Source organism: Paenibacillus baimaensis (assembly GCF_025567575.1).
On record NZ_JAOQIO010000007.1, the window covers coordinates 311283 to 328705 of the forward strand.

Here is a 17423-nt window from a genome sequence, read left to right on the forward strand (position 1 = left end):
TTGACCTCCCTAGAGTTTTGGTACAAAACTTACTTCGTAAGCATCTACCAAGTTTTCGAAGAAAACTGACTTCGTAAGCGTTACCAGTTTCGGATGACAAACTTCGTAATCGAAGCGTCTCCCTTGGCCTTGATTTCATTGTACGTTCGATGCCTTTTGCAGCATACCTACGATTTGCACTCTTTTATGGGGGGGATTTTTCCTTTTTTTATTTCTTGCCTGCATGTCGCTTCGCATAGGTAATCGGAGTTTCACCTACTTTTTTTTTGAACAGCGCGCTAAAATGCCTAGGATCCTCGTAACCGACCAGACTGCTGATTTCCTGCAGCCGCTCGACTCCGCTTGTCAGCAACTCCTTGGCTTTGCCTATCCGATAATTCGTTATGTATTCCGAGAACGTATGCCCGGTCTGGCTTTTAAAAATTCGTGATAAATAACCCAGACTGACATGATGCTCGGCTGCAAACTGCTGTAAGGAAATGCTTCCCTGAAAATGGTTGTGGATGAGCTGAAGCAGGACAGGTACAAGCCCCTTCGGATTGAAGTCCTTGATTTCCTGTTCACAATAAATACTGACAATACTTTCATTTAACCAATTGAAGAGCTCTGTGTAGCTTGCCAATTGATTCAGCAGCCGAACGTCCTCTTGCAGATCATGAACACTCACCATCCCCACTTTGGAGGCAAGCACATTATATTTCAGAGAATACAGAAGATCATGAATAAACAATTGAAGCTGACGTCGGGTCACCTGCTTCAAGCGCAGTTCCTCCATAATAAGCTGTAAAACTGCACTTCCTTTTAACATATCGCCCTTTTTATAATGAAGCTCCATGACTCTAACCTTTTCCCATACCGTACCGAGCTCGGCATCCTGCCTTTTCAATTCCGGCGGCAGCCATGTGGACATGCCAAAGGTCATCTGCTTATCCAGCCGCTGCTGCAGCTCCAAGCATACCTGATAAAGGCTGCTTCTCTCCGATTTAACAGAAAACCCCATATGGACTGGAGATGGAAGCGTACGTAATTGTTCATATAAAAAGGATAACTTCTCTTGGATATCGCTCATTTGCCTGACATGAGGTAACGGGATTAGAACGATCCTATGTCGGCAATCCAGATCAACACAGTAATATTCACTCTCAGGGGTATATTTACCGACGAGCTGCTGTCTCAGCTCATTCCAGCTTATAGCCGTATCCTTCCAGCTTTTTACCACCGAACCCTTATCCAATACGAGCAGCACCATGCAATAGGCACGACCATTCATCGACTGCAAAATATCATACTCGGGAATTTCCTCGGCAAGCAGCATTTGCGTAATGGATCCGTTTAACCATTCCTCTCTCCGCTTGATCTCCTTCTCGATATGTACAATCGCTTGATCCACAGCCTTATACAGGATATCCCTTTTTACCGGCTTCAGGAGATAATCAATAACACCGAACCTCATCCCGACACGAGCATATTCGAATTCGTCGTGGACGCTGACTATCATACTCATGATGCTCGGGTCCAATTGATTCAGCTTCTCAATCAGCTCCAAACCGTCAATACCCGGCATATTAATATCTGTCAGCACCAAATGCGGCCGAACGGTGTCCAGAGCTGTCAGCACATCATCGCCATTTTCAAAAGCATAAATATGATGATCAGGCTCGTAGCTTTTGAACAGCTCTACCATCTCAGCCAATGCCCAATGCTCGTCCTCTACTACAAAAATATTCATTGCGCGATTTCTCCCTTCACAGGTTGGACCCGACTGAACGGAATTATCAGGGTTACTGTAGTGCCAACACCCGACTTGCTGCTTACCTGCAATCCATACGGTTTTCCGTAAAAAAGCTGAACCCGTTGGTGAATATTCAAGAGTCCGATCCCATGGTGGATATCCTGAAATTGATGGAGTGAGCTTGAGCTATCCAGGGTGTTGTCTATCTGAATCCTCTGTGCTTCGTTCATTCCAGCTCCGTTATCGGTCACCTTTATCGTCAGAACGGACTCATGGCAGACTGCCTGTATACGAATAGATCCACCCGTCTTTACCTTACGAAGACCATGATTTACAGCATTCTCGATAAGCGGTTGAATCGTCAGCTTAAGAATAGAAGCCTGGAGTACAGCTCCCGAAATATCACATTGCAGCTCCAGACGGCTGCCAAATCGATGCTGCTGAATTTTGATATAATTGTTGATGTGCTCGATTTCTTCAGCCAGTGCCACGGGTCGATGGAGATTTTTCATACTGTACTGAAATAACCCGGCTAGTGATTCCGAGATCTCCGCTACCTCCTCAATTCCCCGCAAACGGCTGATCGACTTCATAATATTGAGGGTGTTGTATAAAAAATGTGGATTAATTTGAGCGTGCAGCGCCGATAGTTGAGCATTTTTCTCTGCCAGCTTTAATTCGTACACTTCACGGATCAAGCGGGAGATACTGTCAAGCATATGATTGTACATCCGGCTTAGCTTTCCGATTTCATTGGCTCCCACATAATCCATTCTCTGACTCAAATCGCCGATTTCGACCCGGGACATTTTGCGCGCCATGTTGCTGAGCGGTAGGGTAATTTGATGGGACAAAATATAGGAGACGGTAGCGATCAGCAGCATACTGATGAGTCCGATAATGATAACGATATCCTGAATGCGCTTTTGCTTTAAGATAATAACGTCCTTGGGGATGAGAATGATGGTCGACCATCCCGTATAACTCGATTTTTCAAAAGTATACAGATAAATCTTGTCATTCCAGCGTAATTCGCCTTCAGGGAGGGGCTTACTGAATATCGTGGTGTCAAAGCGTGCCTGGGAATTTCCCATGAGACGACTTCCATTTTCAAAAACAACTTCACCTTCGTCATTGACGATCAATACGTGCATCGTGCTGTCATTTTCTTTCTCTTCGGTGTTGGTCAGCACCATCTTGAATGCGTTCAGATTGATTTTGATATCCACGAATCCCATGATCGTTTGGGTAGGGATTTTCGTGATTTTGCGAATAAAGGAAACGACGGTTTCCGGATTATCTCCACGCTTTTGCTCCTCAGGAGCCGGCACCAAAATAAACGGCTTGCTGCCCAGCACCTCCGCATAATTGTGCAATTGTTCGCTCGATAAGGTAACTACCGGTTCCGGTTTCACATACTTCGTGTAGTGATACAAATGTCCGTCCAAGGTGTAAATGGAGATGCTCTGTACGTAGGATTTGGGATAGGAGAAATTAAATAATATCGGGTTCAATCTGTAGCCTATCGTTTCCTTTTCAATAGGATTGGATGCTTTATAAAAATCAAACAGATTGCTTTGAATAGCAGGATCGATTGAAATGGAAAGGGTTAGCTCTTCAATATTTTGCATATATAAATCCAGCATTTCAGAAAATTGCTTCGCTATGATCTTGGACAAGGAAAAGGTTTGGCTCTTGATATCGCTCGTATTTTTGTAATAAAAAATACCGCAGGTAATGCCGACGATGACCAAGGCAACAATTGAAAAGGAAATAAACATCTTGGTTTTGAGCATCCGGTCATTCCATCGCCACACAGGAAACCCTCCTTTCCATTCACAGGTTTCAGGAGGATTCCCGATATTTGCCTGGGGAGCAGCCAACCCGACGATGAAACAGCCTGCTAAAAAAAGCCGGGTCCTCATAGCCGACTCTTCCCGCCACGGTAATGACCTTCTCGTCCGTTTCCTTCAGCAGATGTTTGGCTCGCTCAATACGAATTTGATGAAGCATATCCACGACGGTCATGCCCATCGATTGTTTAAAAATCCGGTTCAATTGTCTGGAGCTGATCGTAAACAGCTCGCACAAAACGGGTATCGATACTTTTTTATCATAATTCCGCTCCAAATAACCATATATTCGGCGGATCAGCATATGCTTGGATTGGTTGCGTACCGGTTCTTTGCCGCATTGCCCTTGTGCCTGCTGGTAAGAGCGTGAAAGCATAATAAGCAGCTCCACCATTTGCAGTCGAATTAAGGTTTCAGAGCCGGATTGCCGGTTGTCAAATTCGCCTATCATCGTTTCCAGCAGACTTAAGGCGCGAGCCCCATCCGGTCCCGACATGTTCAGGCAGCGGTGAAAACGTTCTCTTTTGTCCATAAAAGGATGCACATAAAAATAATCCATGGACTGCGAAATCCCGAGATCGAGCAGCCAATTGCCCTGAATCAGATCGGACAGAAACAGGCAATTGATAATTTCAAGCTCCTTGCCCGGCTGAATGCTGTACGTATGGACCTCACCCGGATTAATAATAAATACGTCGCCAGTGCGAATTTCATAATAATGGCCCTCGAACACATGCTGGCCTTCGCCGCGGATCACGTATACGAGTTCAACAAAATCGTGACCGTGCAATAACGGAACATGCTCGTGATCGTGATAAAACCTTTTGATCCAAAAGGGAAAAGATTGCTCTTTAATAAACTGGCTGCTGTGCAGCTGTCTCTCCATTCAAATAACCTCCCTGAGCAAATCATAGATAACTCCTTCTGTAAGGTGGCTTTCAATATCGGTTGCGGAGGGCTGGACGTTTGATTCATCTTATGCTTGCATTTACCTTTATAATACGGCAGGAATAAACTTCCATCATGGTCAATATAGACATTATTATAGCGTATTTGTACATTTTGCTGAACTCAAATAAGAAAAGCTTCTGATCGAAGCTCTGCTGATAACTTATACATTCTGATATTATAAATAAGCCTATGGATTCCCATAAGCTTATTCGGTATACAGTTAATTTGGGGGTCAATCGCTTGCTTGTACCGTACACGATTACTTTTTCATCTCCTGGAACGCCTTCTTCTGCTCCTCCAGCACTTCATTGCCGCCGGTTTTCATGTATTCCGCGACCATATCATCGTAGAGCTTGTCAAAATCGGCTGGCTTGGCGGTAACGGTTTTCACATAAATTTCGATCGCTTTATCGCCCAGTGTCTGATTGTATTTGATTTGCGCCTCAATAGGTCGGTTAAACCGCGCAGGCAGCTGACCATCCTGCTCGCCTACCTTGATGCTGCTCATCGTAAAATCCTTATACTTCGGATCTGCAGCATTAGCCTTTAAGGTTTTCTCGGGGTCTCCCATATCCTTGCCGTTGATCAGCATACTATAATCGAGATAATTGTAAAGCACCTTCTTGGCTTCATCCGAGTCAATTATTACTGGAATCCCATCGTCGCCCTTCTTATAGGTGACACCCTCCGTGCCATTTTGCAGATCAAAGATTACTTTATAATCGGACATCCAGTTTAAGAACTTGATAACCTCAACAGCTCTTTTGCTAGACTTGGGAATCGCGATATGGGCGGACAATGGATGATAGATCGATTTGACATGCTTGCCCTCAAAGTTGGTAAACGGATCCACCGCCATCAGGGTCGCTGTTGGCACATTCTTTTGCAGTGTGGAGTAGTAGGCAAAATAAACCGGTTCATTCGTATTCGTAATCGAAAAGCCGATAAGACCATTAACCAGATCCGCTTGGAACTTCTTTCCATCCTTATCCAGAGCAAAGTCCGGGCTGATTAATCCTTCATTGTACAGCTTGTTCAGGAATTTGTACCCGTCCTTATTACCCGGCTTAACCAGATCAGGCAGGGAACTGTACTCCTCCTCGGTCATCTTCTTCCAGAATGATCTCACCAATGGATCAATATTGTTGTTATACTTAATTCCGTAAGGAATCACCTTGCCTCCCGTGCCGCCGGGATCTTTTTCTTTAAACGCTTTCAAAACTGCATAGAACTCATCCGTTGTCTTAGGCGGCTGCATGCCAAGCTTATCAAGCCAATCCTTTCTGATATTCGGCGTCTGGGATGCCAAAATAATTCTTTTTGCCGGAATCGTATACTGCTTGCCACTAAAATTCCCGTAGCTGAGCAATTGATCTCCGAGATATTTTTTCAAAGTAGGTCCGTATTGATTCAGCAATTCCCCAAGCTCGGTTAACCCACCCTGCTTCACCCAGTTCTGAACGGCAGGGTCGCTGTAGGTAAATATCATATCGGGCGCTTCATTGGCCGACATTAACACGTTAAGCTTCGGTACTTCCTCTGTCCGTGGAACCGTTACGAACTCCAGCTTGATATTGTTGGGATCGCCAAACTTTTCCTGCATATATTTGACAAAGTAGCTTTCTGTGAGCGGTGGAGCACCTGGAGGCGTATTGCCGCGGTCGAACAGCTCAATTTTTAATGTAACAGGAGCACCCTTCTTGCCATTGTCCGTCGCTCCGCCACTTGCGCTTTCCCCGCCCGAGCAGGCAGCAAGCGTCCCACCCAGCAGCGTGATTGCGAGCGTACTACCCAGTACCCGATATGCGGATTTCTTTTTCAGTTTCATCGCAGTCCACTCTCCATTCGGATTATTTACCCTCAACCTTTTACCGCACCAATCATCATTCCGGAAATAAAATAGCGCTGCAGCCACGGATAAACCAACAAGATAGGAACGGTTGCAAACATAATACTCGCCGCCTTTAGGCTTTCGGGAATAGGAGCCGTTGCGCTCATCCCCTCTGTGGCCATCGAGTCGCTCATCTGATTGCTGATCACGAGTTGATAAAGTTTAAGCTGGATCGGATACAGATCCTGATTCGTAATATAGAACAGCGCATCCATAAATGCGTTCCATCTGCCTACGGCATAAAATAAGCTGAGCGTCGCAAGAACAGGCATCGACAGTGGAAGCACGACCCGAATCAGAGTTCCAAAATGAGAGCTTCCATCCATGCGGGCCGACTCTTCAAGCTCCTCGGGAATAGAGGAAAAAAAGGACTTCAAAATAATTAAATAAAAAGCGTTGACCATCCCAGGGAGCACCAACGCCCAGATCGTATTGGTCAGCTTTAGCGATTTAACAAGCAAATACTCGGGAATCAGCCCTCCGCTAAAAAACATCGTAAACAAAATCATCAACAGAAAAAAATCTCTGCCCTTCAGCCTTTTCTTCGTAAGTGGATATGCGGCGCAAATCGTCATTACCATACAAATCGAAGTAAACAGGACGACCAGCAGGATCGTAAACAACAGTGATTTAAACATCTTCACGTCCTTGAGCACGGTCTGATAGGCCAAAGTGCTCCATTCTACCGGAAACAACGTGACTTGATTCGATAATATAGCCGCATTGGAGCTAAGCGAAATGGAAACCAAATGCAGAATCGGCACAAGGCACAGGAAAGATGCAAAGGTTACTACGGTAATGATGCACGCATTAATAATTTTATCATTCACGCTGGTTGTCACTCAGCTTCCCCCTTTACCATATGCCTTGGTCGGTCACTTTTTTGGAAATATAGTTGGATGAGAGCAGGAAAATTAAACCGACCACAGCCTGAAACAAACCGATAGCCGTTGCGATGGAGAAGCGGGCAGATTGAACACCTACCTTGTACACATAGGTACTGATAACATCGGATACATCATTAACTAAGGGATTTGCCAGCACATATGGCCGCTCAAATCCGATACTCGCCATATGGCCAATGTTAATGATAAGCAGAATCATAATCGTTGGCTTGATGCCAGGCAGCGTAATATTCCATATTTTCCGCAGTCGTCCAGCCCCGTCCACTTCTGCCGCTTCATACAACTCCTTGTTAATACCGGTCAGTGCGGCCAAATAAATGATCGTGCCCCATCCCGCATTTTGCCAAACCCCTGAGCCTACATAAGTAATGATCCAGTATATCGGGTCTGTCAGGAACGGAATAACACCGAGTCCCGACGCTTTCAATAAATGATTGACCAATCCTGTATTGGTAGATAACAGCTGGTAAACCATCCCGCCTATAATGACCCAGGAAATGAAATGCGGCAAATACAAAATCGTTTGCGAGCCTTTTTTAAACCATTTGATTTGAATTTCATTTAACAATAACGCCAATACAATGGGAGCTGGGAATGAAACAATCAGATCCAGCAGGTTGAGCAGAAGCGTGTTGCGCAGCACCTTATAGAAATCCCTCATCAGAAAAATTTCACGAAAGGTATCCAACCCCGCCCACGGGCTGCTCCAGACGCCCTGAAACATATTAAATTCCTTAAATGCAATTGTTACGCCGTACATCGGTATATATTTGAATACCAAAAAATACAGCATTGGCACGAACAGCAAGGCATACAGCTGCCAATCCTGGCCAATGGAAAACCTTCTCTTCAGCTTTACTGATGCTTGCGGTAAAGATTCCGAGCTAACGACGGTACCTCCTGCTGCAGATTTCTTGCCCGGCATAGGCTACCTCCTTTTCTGTGTAATGTAAGGTAAACTTTAAAGCAGCAGCGGGAGAGGATCAATTTACATGAATCGCCGCTTAACGATTTGTTAGAAAACGCTTCCAATTACTCACTTAACCTTTTGTGTTCACTTAACAATTCCGAACAATATTAGCCTTCGCCCCAGACAGGAATGGAGTTTATCGCCCCTCGGCACGTTTCCGATAATCCCCCGGAGGTAATCCGAACATATTCTTGAAGGCTCTGTGAAACGAAATTACATGGACGTAACCAACCTGCTCTGCGATATCCTGTACGGGCAGTGACGTATTCAACAGGAGCTGTTGAGCTACCTCCAACCGTTTTCTAAGCATATAATCAATAAATTTTTCACCGAATTCTTCCTTGAACAGCTTACTCAAGTAACGTGGATTCATCCCGAAACGATCACTAATCTGGTTCAAGGACAAATTCGGATCGGCATAATGAAGCTCAATATACTCTTTCACCCGCCCAATGAGCACATAATTATTTTTGACCGACCGCAGAGAGCATATTTTATTTTCCAACACGGAGAGCAGCGTTCCCAACCGGTCTCGCCATTCATCCAGGGTTTCCGACCCATTGGCTATCGCTTCAAATTCCGAATCATATTCATTGTGAAGCAGATGGTTCACTTCATCCGCCATCTCCAGCAATTCTTTATGCAAATGATACATCATATAATTCGTAATGGTTTCCATGTCTGTTTGTGAAAATCGCCCTTTTTTCAACTCCTGATACAATTGGGCTAAATGGAACTGCCATTGTCCGTCACTCATCCGAAAAGACTTCGCTATGGTCCGGGCTAATTGCAAATGCGGGATAATACGGCCTTCTGCCTTGGATTGCAGGTCCCAGCTCCCTATCATCGCACCTAAGCCAAATACCGGCTTATACGATACGTGTTCCTTAGCCACCGAATAAGACTCGGTGATCTCACCCGGATACTGAATCTCAGAGCCGATCCCTACAGAAACCGTAAAGCCCAGGTTGCTTAAGGTCCACGCCTGCACTTTTTTCATCACTTCACATACCGCACCCTGATTCTGCTCCTGATCACTGTTGAGGTACAGGACAACCGCCATCTGTTGTGGTTCAAACCATTCATTCCAAACAAATAATTGATCATTGTGGGCAATTTCCTGAAGTACATTGCTAAGCACAAATTTAAGCAAATATTGGTCTCTGGTATTATAGGTCTTGGTAAACTGTGAAAACCGGTCAATCTCCACAATGACAGCTGTGAGTCGATGGAACTGGGTAGGCAGCTGGAGATTCTCCATCTCCTGCTTCCACGACTTGTCAGACCATACCTTGTGGCCCTCCAGCCAATCAAAGAGTACCTGTCTTTTGCGAATGAGCAGATCATCCTTATGCAGCTGCTCGTATTGACCAGCCCTTTCCAATAAATCGTCAATAGCGTACTCGATATATTTTAATTCATCCTTCTCTAAGCGCTTGACCAGCTCTCCGCTTTTACGTTTGGAATAGTTCTGGATGCGACCTGCAATGGCTTGAATCGGTTTATAATTGCGGTGTGTAATATAGGTTAGCCCTACAAGTCCCGATAGGATTGCTATGAACCCGACAACGATCCAAAAATCATTTAGCAAGGATAACAGTGAAAAACGTTTGTCACTTTGTGCCGATACGTACCCCCAACCCGTGTACTCCGATTTTGTAAACAGCTGGTTGGTTCCTTCATGAGCGGCATTTGGGTCCTGAAGAGTTCGTTTGAGGTTAAACGGCTCCAGCTTCGAGGTCAACAGCTCGATCGGGCCGGTATCTGATCGGACCAAATCTTTAATGAATCCGTTCAAAGCCTGTACATGGATATTAACGACAATAGCACCCTGCTTTTCACCAATATAGGGATAATATTTGATCAGTGATACGACGCGTTCTTCACCTATGGATTCATGAACAAACTCATTATACATTCGGGGATCACTCCAGGTATTGGGATTCACAGCCGAATTATAGGCCGAAAGCAGAAAATCCCGGTCACCAAACTGATCCAGGTTTGATAGCCCACTTCTTGATAAAACCTTGCCGGAATTGGCATTGTACACATAAATGGAATTGGAAAAGGGGAGGATGGACGAGAGTTCGTCCATTTTTTGTGAGATGCGAAAATAGTCATACAGCACTTTAGATTCCGAGGTTGAAAAAAAATCTTTCATCGTCTGGTTGGCGACGATTTCTTTGATCACCGTGCGTTCCGCCGATTTGAGATTCGCGTCGATAGCCTGAACAACCTTCGTTGTTATCGCTTCGTTCGTCATCACGATCTGCTTCTGGACCGAATTGTTCAATACAGCGAAGAAAGAAAAAATCAGGATCGAAATGACCACAAAGAAAATAGGCGTGTAAGACAGCAGCATACGATAATACAAATTCATCTTCATCACATTCAGCCCCCTGTACTTATTTGAACATTGAGACACATGCACGTAAATATTCCCCTATTTTACCATCTCCACTTAATTCCTACAATTAATCCTTCATGTTTGTAAGGCTATGGATCAAAAAATAACCTGCTCATCCCTGAGCAGGTTATTGGCCGTTCACCAATTATTTATCAGCAGGATAGGTTAAATTCCACTGTTTTCTGATCGTATCTATAGTAGTCATGATAGCGAGTGTCTCATCCAGAGGCATAATCTTGCTTTCGGTCCGCCCTTCGCGCAGGCAGGCCATGGCCTCCTCTGCCTCAAATACAAATCCGTGTGCCTTGCGATCATCCTCGTAGGTTACCGGTTCTTCACCCGTCACCTTCAGCGTGGCTGAGCGGGCCGCTAGAAATAATGGGACATGAATATGGCCTTTAGTCCCGAATATGTAAGCATCATTGACCATAGCCAGCTGAACGGATCCATTCAGTGATGCCGTTCGCTTTCCCTCATATTCGAATAACAGTGAAAACTGCTCGTCTACCCCGGTTTCTCCCATTCTCGCACTGCTCATGATGTTAACAGGCTGAGAACCATACACCATCGATATAAAGGAAATAGGATAAATACCGGCATCCAGCAGCGTTCCACCACCTAATGCGTGATTCAGTAAACGGCTTTCCGGCTTCCAGCCGATATTAAAACCAAAATCTGCTTTAACCAGTCTAACCTCACCGATTTTCCCTTCTTCCAACCATTGTCTTACCTTGTGAATCGCAGGCAAATGGCGTGTCCACATAGCTTCCATCAGGAAAACACGATTTTCCTTGGCATAAGTGATCATTTCCTCGGCTTCCGCCGCATTCATAGTAAAAGGCTTTTCGCACAGTACCGCTTTTCCGGCTCGTAGAAATGTAAGTGTATTGTCCTTATGTGCGGGATGCAGCGTACCCACGTAGACGATATCCACCTGCGAGTCCTCAGCCAGCTGCTCCAGACTTCCATAAGCTTGCGGGATATTGAATTCCTTGGCAAAGCTCTCTGCCTTCTCCAGACTCCTTCCCGCAACGGCAACCACCTCTGCCCCTTTAGCAAAAGCCAAATCCTTAACAAATTGTCTGGATATATTGCCCGGACCGGCAATGCCCCATTTAATCGTTGGCGTTGACATCAGTACGTTCACTCCTTACGTTCTCAAATTTATTCATTTCAATCTTCTCATAAAAAAACGTATTCATCAAATAAATAGGAAAACAAACAGCCCTGCACCCGTTAGAAAACCGGGTAGGGCTGCCGAGTACCGCTAGTATGTTCTCTCTCATAAGGGGTTGCCGACCTAAATTCAGCAGACCGTCTGCTTGCTTATGTCTTCACTCACAAGCCGCTAATAATGTACAAATTGTAACCGACAGCGTACAGCTTCTGGCAAGCTTTGTAGTAAGGATGATTATAGCGAGCTATCGCCTCTGGTGTATCCTCGGCGTTCCGGTCAGCCCAGATGCTGATCGTACCGTCAGCACTGAACGCAAGGATCTGCTCGCCCGGCATATCCAGAAATTTGGTCGCCATGGCAACTGTGCCGCCAACGCTGCCGAGGGAGACACCATGACGGTCGATGACCTCCCCGTCTCCACCCGGCATCCCACGAACAAGCTCGTGAAAGCCATCGCCATTCAAGTCCACCGGCATCGTACGGTACACACTGAACGGCAGCTCGTAGGGCTTGCCGGTCCCCGCATCATAGGTGAATTCATCCATATCTTGATGGAATCGTCCGTCCGGTCCGCACGTTTTGGCACCAATCCGAATCGCCATCGTCACATGACTGCGATCATCCTTCAATCTAGCCGCCCAGCCAATGTCCATATGCCCCTGTTCGACATCCCCCCACTTGCGATTTCCCTGATCATCAAACATGACAACTCGTGGTGTTGCTGCGGGATCGGATTCGCGAACGGTGAACAACGACCAGGTTTGGCTGCTGCTGTCCAATATAGGCTGAACGACATCTGAATGCCCCTCATAGACGTCACGATCTGCGCAGAACAGCTCCTTGCCCGTATTAAGCTCAATGCAGCGCTCTCCCCACATCAGCTCATCAATTCCATCTCCATTGAGATCAATCACAGGGGTGACATGGCTGCCGCGAGCACCTGGGTCCTCCCTCTTGATAAGGGTTTCCCAACGATTCGTCATATCAGCCTTCCAGCCCTGCAGCCGCATATCCATATACGTTCCCTGAGCCGTTACAAGAACGGGCTCCCCATGGACGTAACCGCCGACAATAAAATTACGGAATGTGCAGCTCAGCGGTTCTACCTTACCGCCTTCATGAGGCCATGGCCAATGGCCTACCGTCTCCCCGGTCGCCGCATCCAGCTGCTCCAACTGGTAAAATGGCAGTGAAAACGGATGCTGTTCATTTGTATTGTTAACAAACCAGATTTCATCCGCACCGTCTCCGTTCAAATCGAACGCATATACCGGACAAAACCAGATGCCAGGAACCAACCCTCTGCCAAATTCACGCTTCCAGAGGACTTCTCCTGATTCGGTAAACAGCGTCATCTTGAGGTTATCCGTCGGATAGAAAAACATGTTCACGGACGGGTCTACATCAAAGTCCGCTGCATAAATCGCCAGAAATGCCTTTTGTCCGCCACCCAGCTGTACAGGTATAGCGCGAAGCTGCCCCAAATTTTGCCCGAGCGATAGCTCCAGTATCTTTTCCAATTTAACCTGAACTGTAGAATTTGCCATGTTTTGTTGCCTCCTAAAAGTTTTTTGAAAAAAAACTGACTTCGTAAGCATTTACTTTAAAGTTTTTTTGAAAAAACTGACTTCGTAAGCATTCATGCTAATCAGGGTTTGACCACATTTTTACCTTCGGTGTTGTACCAGTTCGTCCAAAATTCGATAGCCTTGTCCCCGCCTGCGGATTTATAACGGCTGACATAATCATCCCACGTTTTATCCACATCAGCATTGCCGAGAATCGCTTTGGTCGTATATTCACTGCTGATTTTAGCCAGATTAAAGCCGGTCAGCTCGGGGTAAAAAGGAAGCGCAGCGCGCAGCACATCTGCTTTACCTATCTTCGTTGCCATCTCCAGATTATCTACCGCTTCCTTCGGATACACGACACCGATGTATTTCTTCACATCCTCCGTCAGCTGTCCGGTACGGACCAGCGAGAATGCCCAATGGATCGGGGCTAATTGATTGGCAGTCAGCTCGATCTTGCCGCCAGCTTCCTTGTAGTTGAAATCGGGAACACCGATGAACGAATATTTCATACCTTCCGGTGATACCGCCCAATCCATAAATTTCATCAATTGATCGATATTTTTGGTCGTTTTGGGAATCGCCACATAATGCCGGTTCAAGCTCGGATATACGAAGCTCGAGGCTTTACCGTCAAGCTGCAGCGGTGCGGGAACCGCAATATATTTGCTCATGACCTCCTTCGGAATTTCCAGACCGGACGGATAGTGCCAGAAACCAGAGATGATGCCATACTTGAGCGTTTTAAACTTTTGCTGGAAAATGGGTGTCGTGATGGTCGGAAATTCCGGGTCAAGAATTTTTTCATTGACCAGCTTGTTCATAAATCTTAAAAATTCTTTGTACTCCGGCGTGATTTCCGATGGCGTTACTTTCCCATCACGAATGGAGTAAGCCTCCGCATTAAAGGCAGCTTTGAACGCACGGGCTCCGTTATCGACAGTATTATTCGTTAATAAGCCGAACGTATCGTTCTTCCCGTTACCGTCAGGATCACCGGTTGTAAACGCCTTCATCACGTTGTAAAAATCATCAATGGTTTTGGGTATCGGAAGCTTCAGCTTATCCAGCCATTCTTTATTGATATACACAACCTGACTCAAGCCGTCGGGCCTGCTATAAGGAATGGCGAACACTTTGCCCTTTTCGGTAACCGGCAGCCATGCATCAGGGGGCATAACCTTCTTCAGATTCGGGTACTTGGCCGTATCATTAATATAAGGAGACAGATCAGCCAACAAATCGTCTTTGGCATATTTCATCACCAGATCGCGATCGCCTACAGCAAACGCATCCGGGTAGCTGCCCGATGCCATAAGTACATTCAGCTTATCTACGTAGCCGGCCGTACCTGGTGAATCCAGCACTACCTCCACCCCTGTCTTCTCCTTCAGAAACTTGATGTACTCGTTATCCGAGAGCGACATTCCTTTGGGATCGACGTTGTAGTCAAACATCACTTTAAATTTATACGGTCCCGCATCCTTTGGTGCCGCTGCCGTATTTCCCCCTGACCCTGTGCTGCTGCAGCCGACCATAGCTGCTAACGCTGCAGCCAATAATGCTGGTAAAGCTGTTCTGTTCCAGGCAACCCTTCTCATCCGGACTTCCTCCTTTTATAGATAGATATCGTCTCCGCCGACTGAAGCTGCTCCCCCTTTTAAATGGCAATCGGTGATATCGGTCGGTAATTCCATTGTTAAATCATTGAACCTCGCTTGGCAATTTACATTATTTCAACTTGTGTAAAATAGTTGCAAAACGAGATGTTTATTTTTTTATACATTCCTTTTGGATAGCGATTTATTGCGGTATTCACTTGGGGTGAGCAGATGTACCTTCTTGAAATTGCGGATAAAGGAGTGTACCGTTTCATAACCGCAAATTTCCGAAATGTGCTTGATCGTCAGATTCGGGTCCTGCAGCAGATTCTGCGCTTTATTGATTCGCAGCTGATTCATATAATCGACGAACCCTTGACCCACCTCCTGCTTGATTAGCGTGCTGATGTAGGACGAATTAATTCCGAGGGAGTCGGAAATGGTCGTCAGCGAAATCGATTGATCGTAATGATCGTGAATATAATCAAGGATGAGCTGAACCGTTTTATTATTTGAATTTTTACGCGCCTGAATGGCTGCCGATACTGTACGGGCTACATGAATCACATATTCGGTTTTATCCTGGAGAAATTCATAGCTGTATATTTTCATAAAAATATCCTCTTTCACGATGTCTGCAAAATCAAACCGCTGTTCGAGCGTCAACTTCACAATCCCATACAGGACATTGGAAAATAATGCATTCAAGCGGTCGAGCGAAAATTTCTCTTCATTCAGCATTCCATTTTGCATCCGCCGGAACAAGCTTTCGAACTCATCAAGCCGGTCTTCTTTAATCAGATTGCACATTTTGTTAATATCGGTAACGAGATACACATGCTCATCGGAATGTTTGGCTGAAATGTCCTGGTATCGTATAATGCTGTGCTTACCATAGATGGTCTTGAAGCCAACAGCCTGCAGGGCCTGATAATAACCGGTATGCGCATCCTTCAAGCTTTCCTGCAAACGGCTAATACCTGCGCAAATCGTCAGATTGCAGTTATCCCTGATCTCATTTTGCAAATAACGGATGGTGCCTTCCACCTTGTGCAGCATGCCGGCTTCATCCATATCGCTGGGAATCGAGAGCAGAATCGCGATTTTCTCCAGCTCCGCCTTCACCGCATAAGAGGCGTAAGCGGTCATGAAGGTCCACTTGATCGCATTGTATATCGTTTTATCCATAAAAAAACGGTCATCCTGCTTCATATTTAATAGATAATCATAAAAATCATCGATCTGAAACACAATGACCATGATCCGGTCGGAAGGGAACTGTACGCCCATTTCCGTCATTTTCTCGCGAATATCCGCTTCCTTGAGCTTGCCCGTCAGTACATTCAGCACCAAATTATGCTTCAAGTCATCGAGATTCCTACTATAATTATGCTCAAGCCGCTCTATCGGCTGAAAATACGACTTCTTGGCATATCTATAGATAAGAGCTGCGAGCACAATGAGAAACAGACTTAACACCACGATCATGATCTTACGATACTGCCATGCAGGCGAGGACTCGATAGGTGTAGCGATGGAAATCATCTCCCACTCCCCACTCGCATGACCGGTCTGAAATACCTTGTACCCTTCAAGTGAAAATGGCTGATCCAGTAAAGTCGGCTTTTGGGGCAATCGTTCTACAGGCAGCTCCGGGATCTTGACTTCCTTGCCATCTTGAAACGTAAGGATGTTCCGTTCCTTACCAACGAGCAGGGTCCCGTACAAATCTGCAGATTGACTCAGAAGCTTACGTTCGTCGATATTGATCGCCACGAGTCCATTGTTACCGATTGCACCTATAAAGGAAATAATGCTTTTGGCATTGCCATAACCGGCCTTTTCCAACCGTTTGCCAACCCAATGACCGTTTTTCTCATTGAATTCTGTAAAAATTTCCTTATCGGGAAATTGGTCGAGCTTGGTGAACTCATGGTTGGTCGATAAAACCGTATCCGTTGTTTTTCCATAAATATATACAGAGACGACAAGCGGATTGCTGCTGATAATCTTCAAGGAATTGTCCTGAAGAAGACCCAGTAAATACATATTGGATATGGTAGGCTCCCGCTGCTGCATCCACTCTCCCAGTGTTTGGTCGAGAGTGAGCCGATAATAAATTGAGCTGATCTGGTCTTCCAGTAAAAAGGCCAGCGATGCCTGACTTTCATGCGTGGATCGAAAGGATTCAATGGAACGCTCAGACGCCTCAACCTGTGCTTTAATCAAATAAAACTCATAAGCAAAAGTCTGAATCAATACAAGAATCATGAGCAGAAGAAGCCATTTTTTCATGTTTATTAATTTTTTCAGCATACTTCATCCCCCCGCCAAAGCTTCATCCAAATCATTGAAAGCGTCATCA

At 45.6% G+C, this 17423-nt stretch carries 11 protein-coding genes; all 11 read right to left on the reverse strand.

The genetic code is table 11. The annotated features are described in order from the left end of the window. Positions 1–208 precede the first annotated feature (208 nt). The 11 genes from OB236_RS03100 to OB236_RS03150 all read right to left on the reverse strand — a co-directional run bounded on the left by OB236_RS03100 (position 209) and on the right by OB236_RS03150 (position 17374). Positions 209–1729: a response regulator transcription factor gene (locus tag OB236_RS03100; RefSeq protein ID WP_262682679.1), complete on the reverse strand. Its 1521-nt coding sequence runs from the start codon at positions 1727–1729 to the stop codon at positions 209–211. Further along, complete coding sequence (locus OB236_RS03105; protein WP_262682680.1) at positions 1726–3549, reverse strand: cache domain-containing sensor histidine kinase; 1824 nt, start codon at positions 3547–3549, stop codon at positions 1726–1728. Before OB236_RS03105 ends, OB236_RS03100 begins: the two co-directional genes overlap by 4 nt. A 28-nt stretch (positions 3550–3577) precedes the next feature. Beyond that, on the reverse strand, positions 3578–4471 hold the full coding sequence (locus tag OB236_RS03110; protein ID WP_076229540.1) for an AraC family transcriptional regulator: 894 nt from the start codon (positions 4469–4471) through the stop codon (positions 3578–3580). A 324-nt stretch (positions 4472–4795) separates the two neighbouring features. After that, complete coding sequence (locus OB236_RS03115; protein WP_262682682.1) at positions 4796–6364, reverse strand: extracellular solute-binding protein; 1569 nt, start codon at positions 6362–6364, stop codon at positions 4796–4798. Between the two features lie 32 nt (positions 6365–6396). Next, entirely contained in the window at positions 6397–7269 is an 873-nt protein-coding gene (locus tag OB236_RS03120; protein WP_262682684.1) for a carbohydrate ABC transporter permease, read from the reverse strand. A 13-nt stretch (positions 7270–7282) separates the two neighbouring features. After that, complete coding sequence (locus OB236_RS03125) at positions 7283–8257, reverse strand: ABC transporter permease (protein WP_262682685.1); 975 nt, start codon at positions 8255–8257, stop codon at positions 7283–7285. A 181-nt stretch (positions 8258–8438) separates the two neighbouring features. Then, a complete protein-coding gene (locus OB236_RS03130; protein WP_262682686.1) occupies positions 8439–10688 on the reverse strand; it encodes an AraC family transcriptional regulator in 2250 nt (749 codons plus the stop codon). A gap of 166 nt (positions 10689–10854) precedes the next feature. Further along, complete coding sequence (locus OB236_RS03135) at positions 10855–11844, reverse strand: Gfo/Idh/MocA family protein (protein ID WP_262682687.1); 990 nt, start codon at positions 11842–11844, stop codon at positions 10855–10857. A gap of 203 nt (positions 11845–12047) precedes the next feature. After that, positions 12048–13433 (reverse strand): hypothetical protein, encoded by a 1386-nt coding sequence (locus OB236_RS03140; RefSeq protein ID WP_262682688.1) that lies wholly within the window; start codon positions 13431–13433, stop codon positions 12048–12050. 101 nt (positions 13434–13534) lie between these two features. Then, the gene (locus OB236_RS03145) at positions 13535–15058 is read right to left on the reverse strand and encodes an extracellular solute-binding protein (protein WP_262682689.1); all 1524 of its coding nucleotides are present in this window, start codon (positions 15056–15058) and stop codon (positions 13535–13537) included. 177 nt (positions 15059–15235) lie between these two features. After that, a complete protein-coding gene (locus tag OB236_RS03150) occupies positions 15236–17374 on the reverse strand; it encodes a helix-turn-helix domain-containing protein (RefSeq protein ID WP_262682690.1) in 2139 nt (712 codons plus the stop codon). Positions 17375–17423 lie beyond the last annotated feature (49 nt).